The organism is Amycolatopsis oliviviridis, assembly GCF_014654365.1.
Lineage (GTDB): Bacteria > Actinomycetota > Actinomycetes > Mycobacteriales > Pseudonocardiaceae > Amycolatopsis > Amycolatopsis oliviviridis.
The window spans coordinates 426,381-440,362 of the sequence record NZ_BNAY01000006.1 but is presented as its reverse complement, the minus strand read 5'-3'; the positions used below and the strand labels follow the sequence as shown (position 1 = coordinate 440,362).

General features: G+C 67.1%; 6 protein-coding genes. All 6 read left to right on the top strand.

The genetic code is table 11. The features are described 5' to 3' along the window. Positions 1-27 precede the first annotated feature (27 nt). The 6 genes from IE302_RS27345 (at position 28) to IE302_RS27320 (ending at position 13,900) form a co-directional block, all read left to right on the top strand. Complete coding sequence (locus IE302_RS27345; RefSeq protein ID WP_191257289.1) at positions 28-549, top strand: hypothetical protein; 522 nt, start codon at positions 28-30, stop codon at positions 547-549. An 84-nt stretch (positions 550-633) separates the two neighbouring features. Continuing rightward, on the top strand, positions 634-1,593 hold the full coding sequence (locus IE302_RS27340; protein ID WP_373308026.1) for a hypothetical protein: 960 nt from the start codon (positions 634-636) through the stop codon (positions 1,591-1,593). Between the two features lie 839 nt (positions 1,594-2,432). Next, a complete protein-coding gene (gene rpoB, locus IE302_RS27335; protein ID WP_191257288.1) occupies positions 2,433-5,933 on the top strand; it encodes a DNA-directed RNA polymerase subunit beta in 3,501 nt (1,166 codons plus the stop codon). An 85-nt stretch (positions 5,934-6,018) separates the two neighbouring features. Beyond that, a complete protein-coding gene (locus IE302_RS27330; RefSeq protein WP_191257287.1) occupies positions 6,019-9,930 on the top strand; it encodes a DNA-directed RNA polymerase subunit beta' in 3,912 nt (1,303 codons plus the stop codon). 325 nt (positions 9,931-10,255) lie between these two features. Continuing rightward, the gene (locus IE302_RS27325) at positions 10,256-11,359 is read left to right on the top strand and encodes a serine hydrolase domain-containing protein (protein WP_229907954.1); all 1,104 of its coding nucleotides are present in this window, start codon (positions 10,256-10,258) and stop codon (positions 11,357-11,359) included. A gap of 741 nt (positions 11,360-12,100) precedes the next feature. Then, positions 12,101-13,900, top strand: coding sequence for a hypothetical protein (locus tag IE302_RS27320; RefSeq protein ID WP_191257285.1), 1,800 nt, complete (start codon positions 12,101-12,103; stop codon positions 13,898-13,900). Positions 13,901-13,982: the final 82 nt, after the last annotated feature.

Here is a 13,982-nt window from a genome sequence, read left to right as displayed (position 1 = left end):
GAGACCGTATACCTACCCTGGAGTGTCATGAGTTCTTCTCGATCGCGGACCCTGGTCCTCGGGGCGGCGGCGTTCGCCCTGGCCGCCTTCGTCGCCGCGGCGATCTTCGGTGTCCAGTGGGCGGTGGCGGCGTCGGACGACAACGCCGACCTGGCGCGCTCGCGGGACGAAGTGGCCAAGGCGGGCGGCACCGCGATCAAGGCGTACACCGAGGTCGACTTCGAGAACCTCGACGCGTTCTTCAACCAGCAGAAGGCCGTCTCCGACGACAAGATGAGCCAGCAGCTGTCGCAGCTGGAGCCGACGTACCGCAAGGCGCTCAGCGACGCGAAGACCAAGGTCGCGACCACGATCCAGGACATCGCGGTCGAGGAACTCGACGACCACGAGGGCAAGGCGAGCTTCCTCGCCGCCATCACCACCCAGGTCACCCAGGGCGACAAGTCGAGCTCGAAGGCGTTGCGCCTGGAGGTCTCGATGACCCGGGTCGGCGATGAGTGGAAGCTGTCCGGGATCGACAACGTGCCCCTCGTCGCGGCCGGTCAGTAAGAGCGTCACCTAGAACGGAGCCTCGTAGTGCCCCCCTCCCGTCGCCAGCCTCCTCGCAGCACTCCGCCGGTGCGCCGCCCCCGGGTGGCCGGTCTGCGACGGCCCGCTTCCGCTCCCGAGGCCCCTGCCTCGGAGGCCTCCGCTTCGGAAGCCTCCGTCTCGGAGGTCTCGGTGCCGGAGGTCGACGAGACGCCGGTGCGCCGTCCGTCGCCGCGGCCCGCTCCCCGCCCTGTGCCCGAGCCGGAGCCCGTCGAGGCTGCTGAGCCTGTCGAGTCCTCTGAGGACGCTGCTGAGGCTGTCGAGACCGTCGAGGAGCCTTCGGAGGTCGAGGAGGCCCTCGAAGAAGAGGTCGTCGCGAAGCCGAGTCCGCGGGCGAAGGCGCGTGCGGTCGCCGAGGAGAAGCCGGACGACATCGAAGAGGCCGAAGCCGAGGTCGCCGAGTCCTCCGAGGAGAAGCCCAAGAAGCCCGGGTCCGGCAAGCTGATCCTGGCGGGCGCGCTGGTCGTCGTCGGGCTGCTGCTGGCCGCGACCGCGGTGCTCTTCAAGATCCAGGCCGACGACGTGTCCAGCTCGACGGACAACACGGCGCTGCTGGACGTCGCGAAGACCGCGCAGGTCAAGGACCAGGTCGCGAAGGCTACCGAGGCGCTGTTCTCGTACGACTACAAGAACATCTCGAAGACCGAGACCGCGGCGGGCGACCTGCTGGTCAACGACGAGGTGCGGGCGAAGTACAACCTGCTGATGGGCGAGGTGAAGCGGCTGGCCCCGCAGCAGAAGATGGTCGTGACCTGCAAGGTCACCCGCAGCGCCGTGATCCGGCTGGAGGGTGACCGGGCCGACGTGATGGTGTTCGTCGACCAGAGCTCGACGCGGGCCGACACGAACAAGACCACCGCCGGGAGCGCGCAGCTGCATTTGAACGCGGAGCTGCAGGGCGACAAGTGGAAGATCACGGCGATGAACACCTACGCCGCTCCGCCGAACCCCACGGCCTCCTCGGCCCCGGCCTCACCCCCCGCTTCCCCGGCCCCCTCGAAGTAGCGCCCCCGACCTGCGTTTAGCCCCCTAATCGCGATCCGGTGCCGCGCCCACCTGCGGGCCCGTGCTCGTTCCGTGAAGGCCTCCTTGAGGGACCCAGAGTCCCTCAAGGAGGCCTTCACGGCGTCTTGCCCGTCGCGCCGTCGCACTTGCGTTTAGCGGGCTAATCGCGATCTGGCCGCGGGTGCCTGAGGCCCCTCCGGATCGCGATTAGGGGGCTAAACGCAAGTGGCCGCCCGCGTCGCGTTTCGCCCCCTAATCGCGATCTGAGGGCCTCCCTGTGCACCGCACCAGCCGACTCACCGTTCACAGCCGCCACAGGCCGCCAGCGGCCCCGGAACGGCCCCACCCCGACCCGGTGACCCTGCGGGACACCCCGGCGGCCGGATCGCGATTAGGGGGCTAAACGCAGGTCCGCGCCCCAGCGCCGTAACCTGCGGGTACCGGGCGGTAACCAGGATGATCGTCCTGTGAAGCACCCCGTGCGGACCTACTTCGACGCTGCGCCAACCGGCGGGACCACCGCGCGGCATCTTGACTCAGAGCCCCTGTGGGGTCACGCTTACTGGCAACGGCGAGAACCGGCGGTGCCCTTGCGGGAGGGACGGCCCGGGGAAGCCAGGAGAGGCATACCTGAAGACGTTGCGATGCAGGCTGGGCCCCATCGGGAGCGCCCCCTGGACAGACCGCGACGTTCGGGCTAGACTGCTTCTTTGCGCTGCCCTCTTTCAGGCTGCCCGGAGCCGGTAGTTAGGATAGTGGGCACACGGCACCCTTGACAGTCCGCTTCAGCTGTTGCTGACGCGGCTGCTCACCGCTCATTGTCCCCGGAAGGACGCATCTTGGCAGTCTCTCCCGCGAACCAGGCCACTGCTGCGACCACCTCGGCTGTATCTCGCTCGGAGTCCACGGGAATCCCGGGAGCCCCCAAGCGGGTCTCCTTCGCAAAGATTCGCGAGCCGCTCAGCACCCCGAACCTGCTCGACGTGCAGATCAGGTCCTTTGAATGGTTCACCGGCGACGAGGCGTGGTTCGAACGCCGCGTCGAAGAAGGTGAAGAAAACCCGGTCGGCGGCCTGGAAGAGGTCCTCAACGAGATCTCGCCGATCGAAGACTTCTCCGGATCCATGTCGCTGTCCTTCTCCGACCCGCGCTTCGACGAGGTCAAGGCCTCCGTCGAGGAGTGCAAGGACAAGGACATGACGTACGCGGCCCCGTTGTTCGTGACCGCCGAGTTCGTGAACAACAACACCGGCGAGATCAAGAGCCAGACGGTCTTCATGGGCGACTTCCCGGTGATGACCGACAAGGGCACCTTCGTCATCAACGGCACCGAGCGTGTCGTCGTGTCCCAGCTGGTCCGTTCGCCGGGTGTGTACTTCGACACCAGCGTCGACAAGACCACGGACAAGGACGTCTTCAACGTCCGCGTCATCCCGAGCCGGGGTGCCTGGCTCGAGTTCGACGTCGACAAGCGCGACACCGTCGGCGTCCGCATCGACCGCAAGCGCCGCCAGCCGGTCACCGTGCTGCTGAAGGCGCTCGGCTGGACCACCGAGGCGATCCGCGAGCGCTTCTCCTTCTCCGAGACGCTGCTCGCCACCCTCGAGAAGGACCACACCGCCGGCACCGACGAGGCGCTGCTCGACATCTACCGCAAGCTGCGCCCGGGCGAACCGCCCACCAAGGAGAGCGCGCAGACGCTGCTGGAGAACCTGTTCTTCAAGCCGAAGCGCTACGACCTGGCCAAGGTCGGCCGGTACAAGCTGAACAAGAAGCTCGGCCTGACCACGCCGTACGACACCGGGACGCTGACCGAAGAGGACATCGTCTCGACGATCGAGTACCTGGTCCGCCTGCACGCGGGCGAGGACAAGGCGACCGTCGGCGACCAGACCATCCCGGTCGAGACCGACGACATCGACCACTTCGGCAACCGTCGTCTCCGCACCGTCGGCGAGCTCATCCAGAACCAGATCCGCGTGGGTCTGTCCCGGATGGAGCGCGTCGTCCGCGAGCGGATGACCACGCAGGACGTCGAGGCGATCACGCCGCAGACCCTGATCAACATCCGTCCCGTCGTGGCGGCGATCAAGGAGTTCTTCGGGACTTCGCAGCTGTCGCAGTTCATGGACCAGAACAACCCGCTGTCGGGGCTGACGCACAAGCGTCGTCTGTCCGCCCTCGGCCCCGGTGGTCTGTCGCGTGAGCGCGCCGGCATGGAGGTCCGTGACGTCCACCCGTCGCACTACGGCCGCATGTGCCCGATCGAGACGCCGGAAGGCCCGAACATCGGCCTGATCGGTTCGCTCTGCTCGTACGCGCGGGTCAACCCGTTCGGTTTCATCGAGACCCCGTACCGCAAGGTCGTCGAGGGCCGCGTCACCGACCAGGTCGACTACCTCACCGCGGACGAGGAAGACCGCTTCGTGAAGGCGCAGGCGAACGCGCCGATCCACGACGACGGCACCTTCGTCGAAGACCGCGTCCTCGTCCGTAAGAAGGGCGGCGAGGTCGAGCTGATCGACCCGCTGGACGTGGACTACATGGACGTCTCGCCGCGGCAGATGGTCTCGGTCGCGACGGCGATGATCCCGTTCCTCGAGCACGACGACGCGAACCGCGCGCTGATGGGCGCGAACATGCAGCGTCAGGCCGTTCCGCTGCTGCGCAACTCGGCCCCGCTGGTCGGTACCGGCGTGGAGCTGCGTGCCGCGGTGGACGCCGGTGACGTGCTCGTCGCCGAGCAGGCCGGTGTCGTCGAGGAGCTCTCGGCCGACCTGATCACGATCATGCACGACGACGGCACGCGGAAGAGCTACGGACTGTACAAGTTCCGCCGCTCGAACCACGGCACCTGCTTCAACCACCGCCCGATCGTCAACGAGGGCGACCGGGTCGAGCAGGGTCAGGTCATCGCCGACGGCCCGTCCACCGAGAACGGTGAGATGGCGCTCGGCAAGAACCTGCTCGTCGCGGTCATGCCGTGGGAGGGCCACAACTACGAGGACGCGATCATCCTCTCCGAGCGCCTGGTGCAGGACGACGTGCTCACGTCGATCCACATCGAGGAGCACGAGATCGACGCCCGCGACACCAAGCTGGGCGCCGAAGAGATCACCCGGGACATCCCGAACGTCTCCGAGGAGGTCCTCGCCGACCTCGACGAGCGCGGCATCATCCGCATCGGTGCCGAGGTCCGCGACGGCGACATCCTGGTCGGCAAGGTCACGCCCAAGGGCGAGACCGAGCTGACCCCGGAAGAGCGCCTGCTCCGCGCGATCTTCGGCGAGAAGGCCCGTGAGGTCCGCGACACCTCGCTGAAGGTGCCGCACGGTGAGACCGGCAAGGTCATCGGCATCCGCGTGTTCTCGCGCGAGGACGACGACGAGCTGCCCCCGGGCGTCAACGAACTGGTCCGCGTCTACGTGGCCCAGAAGCGGAAGATCCAGCCGGGCGACAAGCTCGCCGGCCGCCACGGGAACAAGGGTGTCATCGGCAAGATCCTCCCCGCCGAGGACATGCCGTTCATGGAGGACGGCACGCCCGTCGACATCATCCTGAACACCCACGGTGTCCCGCGTCGTATGAACATCGGCCAGGTCCTGGAGCTTCACCTGGGCTGGCTGGCGTCGCAGGGCTGGAAGATCGAGGGCGAGCCCGACTGGGCGAAGAACCTCAACGAGGAGCTCTACGACGTCGACCCCGGCACGAACACCGCCACCCCGGTGTTCGACGGCGCCAAGGAAGAGGAGCTCACCGGGCTGCTCGCGGCGACCAAGCCGAACCGCGACGGCGAGCGCATGGTCAAGCAGAACGGCAAGGCCACGCTGCTCGACGGCCGCTCCGGCGAGCCGTACCCGTACCCGGTCTCGGTCGGCTACATGTACATCCTGAAGCTGCACCACCTGGTCGACGACAAGATCCACGCCCGTTCCACCGGCCCGTACTCGATGATCACGCAGCAGCCGCTGGGTGGTAAGGCGCAGTTCGGTGGCCAGCGGTTCGGCGAGATGGAGTGCTGGGCGATGCAGGCGTACGGCGCCGCGTACACCCTGCAGGAGCTCCTGACGATCAAGTCGGACGACGTGGTCGGCCGCGTCAAGGTGTACGAGGCCATCGTCAAGGGGGAGAACATCCCCGAGCCGGGCATCCCGGAGTCGTTCAAGGTGCTCCTGAAGGAGCTCCAGTCGCTCTGCCTCAACGTCGAGGTGCTGTCCAGCGACGGCGCCGCGATCGAGATGCGCGACTCCGACGACGAGGACCTCGAGCGTGCCGCGGCCAACCTCGGCATCAACCTGTCCCGCAACGAGTCGCCCTCGGTGGACGACGTCGTGCACTGACCCGCGATGAGGCGGGAGCCCGCCAGGCTCCCGCCTCCGCTCGCCAACTCCTCTAGTCGCATCAACCCCAAGGGGATGTAAAGACGTGCTGGACGTCAACTTCTTCGATGAGCTCCGCATCGGTCTCGCCACCGCCGACGACATTCGTCAGTGGTCCTTCGGCGAGGTGAAGAAGCCGGAGACCATCAACTACCGGACGCTCAAGCCCGAGAAGGACGGCCTCTTCTGCGAGAAGATCTTCGGCCCGACCCGGGACTGGGAGTGCTACTGCGGTAAGTACAAGCGGGTCCGCTTCAAGGGCATCATCTGCGAGCGCTGTGGCGTCGAGGTCACCCGCGCCAAGGTGCGCCGTGAGCGGATGGGCCACATCGAGCTGGCCGCTCCCGTCACCCACATCTGGTACTTCAAGGGTGTTCCCTCCCGCCTGGGCTACCTGCTCGACCTGGCGCCGAAGGACCTCGAGAAGATCATCTACTTCGCGGCCTACGTGATCACCGGTGTGAACACCGAGCTGCGGCACAACGACCTGCCGACCCTCGAGAACGAGATCGGCGTCGAGCGCAAGAACCTCGAGACCAAGCGTGACGCGGACATCGAGGCACGGGCGCAGAAGCTGGAAGCCGACCTGGCCGAGCTGGAGGCGGAGGGCGCCAAGTCCGACGTCCGCCGCAAGGTCAAGGAAGGCGGCGAGCGCGAGATGCGTCAGCTGCGTGACCGCGCCGGTCGCGAGCTGGACCGTCTCGAGGAGGTCTGGACGACCTTCACCAAGCTCGACGTGCGTCAGCTGATCGCCGACGAGCTGCTCTACCGCGAGCTCATCGACCGGTACGGCGAGTACTTCACCGGCGGCATGGGCGCGGAGGCCATCCAGAAGCTGGCCACCGAGTTCGACGTCGCGGCCGAGGCCGACAACCTGCGCGACACCATCCGCAACGGCAAGGGGCAGAAGAAGCTCCGCGCGCTGAAGCGGCTCAAGGTCGTCGCGGCGTTCCAGGCCACCGGCAACGACCCGCGCGGCATGGTGCTCGACGCCGTCCCGGTGATCCCGCCGGACCTGCGCCCGATGGTCCAGCTCGACGGTGGCCGGTTCGCCACCTCCGACCTGAACGACCTCTACCGCCGGGTCATCAACCGGAACAACCGGTTGAAGCGGCTGATCGACCTCGGCGCGCCCGAGATCATCGTCAACAACGAGAAGCGGATGCTGCAGGAGGCCGTCGACGCGCTGTTCGACAACGGCCGCCGCGGCCGCCCGGTCACCGGTCCCGGTAACCGCCCGCTGAAGTCGCTGTCCGACCTGCTCAAGGGCAAGCAGGGCCGGTTCCGTCAGAACCTGCTCGGCAAGCGTGTCGACTACTCCGGCCGTTCGGTCATCATCGTCGGTCCGCAGCTGAAGCTGCACCAGTGCGGTCTGCCGAAGGACATGGCGCTCGAGCTGTTCAAGCCGTTCGTCATGAAGCGGCTGGTCGACCTGAACCACGCGCAGAACATCAAGTCCGCCAAGCGGATGGTGGAGCGCTCGCGGCCGCAGGTGTGGGACGTGCTCGAAGAGGTCATCACCGGCCACCCGGTGATGCTGAACCGTGCGCCGACCCTGCACCGCCTCGGTATCCAGGCCTTCGAGCCGCAGCTGGTCGAAGGCAAGGCCATCCAGCTGCACCCGCTGGTCTGTGAAGCGTTCAACGCGGACTTCGACGGTGACCAGATGGCCGTGCACCTCCCGCTGTCCGCGGAGGCGCAGGCCGAGGCCCGCATCCTGATGCTGTCGGCGAACAACATCCTTTCGCCGGCGTCGGGCCGCCCGCTCGCCATGCCGCGTCTGGACATGGTGACCGGTCTGTTCCACCTGACCCGCCTGAACGAGAAGGCCGACGGCGCGGGCTTCGCGTACTCCTCGCCGGCCGAAGCGATCATGGCGTTCGACCGCAAGGCGCTGAGCCTGCACGCCCCGATCAAGATCCGCATCACCGACCGTCAGCCCGCCAAGGCCGACGAAGCGGCGCTCGCGGAGAAGGGCTGGGAGCCGGGCAAGGCTTGGCTGGCCGAGACCACCCTGGGCCGCGTGCTGTTCAACGAGCTGCTCCCGGCGGACTACCCGTTCATCAACGAGCCGATGCCGAAGAAGCGTCAGGCCGCGATCGTGAACGACCTCGCCGAGCGCTACTCGATGACCCAGGTCGCGCAGACCCTGGACCGCCTGAAGGACGCCGGTTTCTACTGGGCGACCCGTTCGGGCGTCACGGTCGCGATCTCCGACGTGCTCGTCCCGGCAGGCAAGAAGGCCATTCTGGACGAGTACGAAGGCAAGGCCGACCAGGTCGAGAAGCGGTACCAGCGTGGTCAGCTGTCGCACGCCGAGCGCAACAACGAGCTCGTCAAGGTGTGGACGCAGGCCACCGAAGAGGTCCACAAGATCATGGAGACGGCGCTGCCGGACGACAACCCGATCGCGATGATCGTGAAGTCGGGCGCGGCGGGCAACATGACGCAGGTCCGGTCGCTGGCCGGTATGCGTGGTCTGGTGTCGAACCCGAAGGGTGAGTACATCCCCCGTCCGATCAAGGCCAACTTCCGTGAAGGCCTGTCGGTGGCTGAGTACTTCATCGCGACGCACGGTGCCCGTAAGGGTCTGGCGGACACGGCGCTCCGTACCGCCGACTCGGGTTACCTGACCCGTCGTCTGGTGGACGTGTCGCAGGACGTCATCGTCCGCGAGATCGACTGTGGCACCACCCGCGGCATCAACATGCCGATCGGTGAGGACATCGGCGACGGCAAGGTCCTGCGCGACCAGCACGTCGAGACCAGCGTGTACGCGCGGAACCTGGCGACCGACGCGGTCGACGCCAAGGGCAACGTCGTGCTGAACGCCGGTGACGACATCGGTGACCCGGCGATCGACAAGCTCATCGGCAGCGGGATCTCCAAGGTCAAGGTGCGTTCGGTGCTGACCTGTGAGTCGGCCGTCGGTATCTGCGCCACCTGCTACGGCCGGTCCATGGCGACCGGTCAGCTCGTCGACGTCGGCGAGGCCGTGGGTATCGTCGCGGCCCAGTCGATCGGTGAGCCGGGTACGCAGCTGACGATGCGTACGTTCCACCAGGGTGGTGTCGCCGGTGACGACATCACGACCGGTCTGCCCCGTGTCCAGGAGCTGTTCGAGGCCCGGGTCCCGAAGGGCAAGGCGCCGATCGCCGACGTCGATGGCCGCGTGCGCATCGAGGAGAGCGAGCGGTTCTGGAAGATCACGCTGATCCCGGACGACGGCAGCGAAGAGATCGTCTTCGACAAGCTGTCCAAGCGTCAGCGGCTCGCGAACACCCCGAACGGCCCGCTGGGTGACGGTGACCGTGTCGCCGTCGGCCAGCAGCTGCTCGAAGGCACGCCGGACCCGCACGAGGTCCTGCGGGTCATGGGGCCGCGCGAGGCGCAGATGCACCTGGTGGACGAGGTCCAGAAGGTGTACCGGGCGCAGGGTGTGTCGATCCACGACAAGCACATCGAGGTCATCGTGCGGCAGATGCTGCGCCGCGTGACGATCATCGACTCCGGTGCCACGGACTTCCTCCCGGGCGAGCTGCCCGAGCGGACCAAGTTCGAGGCGAAGAACCGGGCGTCGGTCGCCGAAGGCGGCGAGCCCGCCTCGGGTCGCCCGGTGCTGATGGGGATCACGAAGGCCTCGCTGACCACGGACTCGTGGCTGTCGGCGGCCTCGTTCCAGGAGACCACGCGTGTCCTGACCGACGCGGCCATCAACGGCCGCTCGGACAAGCTCGTGGGCCTCAAGGAGAACGTGATCATCGGTAAGCTGATCCCGGCCGGTACCGGGATCAACAAGTACCGCAACATCCAGGTGCAGCCGACCGAGGAGGCGCGGGTCGCCGCTTACGCGATCCCGTCCTACGACGACGGCTACTACACCCCGGATGTGTTCGGCTCCACGCCGGGCGCCGCGGTGCCGCTGGACGACTACGACTTCGGCCGCGACTTCCGCTGACCGAAGCGATAACCACGAGAAAGGCCCCCGCCGACCCGGCGGGGGCCTTTCCCGTTTCCGGGGTCCCGCCCTTCTCGGCCCGGTCCTTCTCGCCCTCCGCTCCGCCCGGCCCGACCTGCGTTTAGCCCCCTAATCGTGATCCGGGGGCACTTGCGTTTAGCCCCCTGATCGCGATCCGGGCGCACTTGCGTTTAGCCCCCTAATCGTGATCCGGGCGCAGGGGCGAGGGCGGCCGACGAACGGTGCGGTATCGGCCTCGATGCGCGACGGATGGCGGGCGATCCCGGGGCTGCCGGTCGAAAGGATGGTCCATATGGAATCTCCTGTGACAGACGAGAACATGGCCACGAAGAACCTGCGGTCCGCTTTGGACGGTGTCCATCGGGCGGGGGTGCCGGGTGCGTTCGCCGAGGTGCGCGTGGGCAAGCGCATCTGGCGCGGCGCCGCCGGAGTCGCGGACCTCGAAACCGGCCGCCCCGTCGAGCCCGGGATGCGGCAGCGCGTCGGCAGCGTCACCAAGACCTTCGTCTCGGCGGCGGTTCTGCGCCAGGTCGAGGCCGGTCGGCTCGGGCTCGACGCGCCGATCGGCGACTATCTGCCGCATCTGGTCCCCGGTGAACGAGGCCGGAGGATCACGGTCCGCATGCTGCTCAACCACACCAGCGGCCTCGCCGAGTACCTGCCCTACGCGTTCCCGTCGCTCCAGGAACTCGCCCCTGGGAGCCTCGACGACAACCGGTTCCGGCGGTTCCGTCCGGACGAGCTGATCGCGATGGGCGTCGGCGCGCCCGCCACCGGCGAGCCGGGAAGCACTCCGGGGATCTACTCCAACACGAACTACCTGCTCCTGGGCGAACTCCTGGAGCACCTGACCGGCACTCCGGTGGAGCAGCACATCGCCCGCACCATCATCGAAACCGCAGGACTCGAGAACACCGGCTTCCCCGCCGGTCCGCCGATCGTGGGGCCGCACTCGCGGATGTACGAAGCGCTGTTCGGCGCGATCGATCCGCCGCGCGACTACAGCGTCTACAACATGTCCTGGGTGATGACCGGCGCCGGCCTGGTCTCGACCGTCGGCGATCTCAACCGCTTCTATCGCAAGCTGCTCGACGGCGAGATCGTCAGCCTGTCCTCGCTGGCGGAGATGCAGCGTCTGGTCCCGGTCATCGCGCAGGACGGGCGGCTGATCGACTACGGGCTCGGCCTGTACAAGACCGAGATCCCGGGGCACGGCACCTTCTGGGGACACGACGGCACGGTGTGGGGAGCCTTGACGATGTCCTGGGCCAGCGCCGACACCGGGCGTCAGTTCTCCGCCGCGATGAACCTCGTGCGCTGGCACAAGCCGGACGCCGAAGGAACCTCGCACCCCATCGACGACGCCCTGGCGACCCTCAAGCGGGAAGCCCTCTGCGGCCCCGCCTGACCTCGCGACCGACCTGCGTTTAGCCCCCTAATCGCGATCCGGCGCCGACCTGCGTTTCGCCCCCTAAACGCGATCTGGGGCGGGGAAGCGCAGGTCGGGCGAGGGCCGCGGAGCGGCGAACGCCGAGTGAGCGTGCGCCTCCGGGAGACCTGGTCGCACCAGAGTTCCCAGGATTGAGTAACGAAATCATAACGTCGACAGCGGCGCCGTATGCAGGTTACTGGTCCGTTGTGACCTGCAGTAGTGCCGCCAAGTGGTCTAATTCCCAGTGCTCGGAAAACCGCCACCCATTCGGCCCAATGGCGCATCCGCATCGTGGGAAATTCACCCGGCCGTGGCGTGTCCCATTCTTTGATCACCAGATTGACACTCTGGCGGCTTCACACGAGTATTTCGCCCATGCAATCCCCAGTCGCCTTGGTGTGGCGCCGGCACGTTGACTTGCGGCAGCAAGCAAGCGCGCTGTGTATGGATTCCTGACCTATTCCGGGCTCGTCGCGTATTGCTGAATTCGCGTATCCGAAACGGATGCGCAAACTCTTCGCGCGCTGACGATTTCCGCTGTGCCGCAACGGTTTCCTGTGCGAACCGGCGGCTGATTGCTTTCCCCTTCACTTGCGCCGGTGACGCCTGCGCGAATCAGGGGAGAGGTGTGCCGATTGTCTGGCGCTTCGGTAGCGAAAACAGGGAGAAAGAATGCTATCCAACTCGCCCAAGTGGCGAAAAGTGGTGATAGGTGCCATGGCGGTGGCGCTCGCCGTGGGAACGGTGACCTATACCGGTTCCGCGACGAGTGCCTACGCCGACGTCCAGGTCGTCAAGGACGCGAAGAAGGCGGCCGACGGCAAGGAGTACTGGGTCCAGAACCACCTGGTGTCCAAGGACGTCGCGGCGTCCCGGAGCGGCGACGGCAAGCGCAAGAAGTGGCTGCTGGTCTGGGCCGGTGACGAGAACATCGCCGACACCCTGGTCAAGGACATCAAGAACCTGCCGGGCTCGCTCGGCGGCGGCCTCAACAAGATCAAGAACGCGTTGCCCGGTCCGGACTTCCTCGCCGTGATCGACGCGACGCAGGGTTCGCCGACCTACGGCAAGGTCGTCAACACCGCCACCGTCGGTCCGCTCGTCGAAAACGAGCCGCACCATATGCAGTATGTGTGGCACAAGGGCGACACCATCTACGCTGGCGCGTTGTTCGCCGCCGCGACGTACGCCTTCGACGTCTCCGCGTTGCCGCAGCTGAAACTCAAGGGCGTCAGCCTGCCGACCCAGACCCTCGGTGGTTCCGTGCCCGACGCGTACTGGGTGCTCAAGGACGGCACCGCGTACGGCACGTACATGGGCGGCCCGGTCGTGCCCGGCCCGCACACCTATGCCAACGGTTCCACCGTGGTGGGCAACGGTTTCGCCGGCAGCCCCGGCGAGGTCGTCCGCTTCGACCAGAACGCGCAGGTCCTTTCCGAGTCCCCGGCGGCCACACCGCAGGGCGACAACAAGAAGCTCTGCGACAACCTCCCGCAACTGGACAAGCCGACCTGCGCCAACCCGCACGGCATCCAGGCGCGCGAGGACCTCAACACCCTGGTCACCAGTGACTACGCCGAGCCGCGCAACATCATCCTCGACCCGGTGAAGCAGCCGTCGCCGTACCTGCGGCGGCCGACCGTCCGCACGTGGGACATCTCCGACCGCAACAAGCCGAAGCTCAAGGCGGTCTCGTACCTGCCGGACGGCCCGCGCGCCGATCCCGCGGACCCGCTGCACGCCGAGAGCCGCGCGGTCATGGAGACCACGGTGACCAACCTGCCCGGCCACAAGGGCGCGTTCGCCCAGACCATGCAGGGCGGCGCGGTGTTCTACACGCCGGACATCACCGCCAAGGAGCCGCACTGGATCCAGGTGTTCGACGACGGCGCCGCGAACAAGGCGATCCACCCGAACAACGACTCCAACGGTGGCGGCTCGAACGGTGGCTGGATCCAGACCAGTCCCGACGACAAGTACCTCTACCGCGCGATCACCGGACGGTCCAAGGGCGCGCTCGGCCCGGACGACCCCGGCACCACCGGTGGCGTGTACATCCTCGACATCCAGAAGCTGCTCGCCGCGGGCGACAAGGTCGAGAACATCAACGGCCGGATCGACACGAAGGAGAAGTCCCAGCAGGGCGGTGGCGGCGACCTGCCGACCGTCGTCGGCGCGGCACCGATCAACCCGGGTACCCCGGGCGGCGGCCCGCACTGGGGCGCGTACGACAACTTCGTGCTCGGCAGTGACGGCTACTACCGCGAAACCGACAAGCCGCAGCATCTCGCGGTGTCGAACTACTTCGTCGCACGGTCCGGTTTGGACGGTGACCACAAGGTCAACCTGCTGAACCTGGGCGAGGACGGGAAGATCGCGGTCGACCAGAACTTCCGGGACGAGTTCACCGGACAGGTCGGGATCAACTTCAACCGGAAGACGTGGCCACACGGCTCTTTCGGCAACGCCAAGCCGCACTCCGAACTGTTCGTCGTGGCTGACGCGGATCTCAAGTAACCCTGCTCGGCGCGGAAGGCCGTGGGTGGCGGGCAAACTCCGCCGCCCACGGCCCCGCCGACCTGCTCCGGAAAAGGGGCCC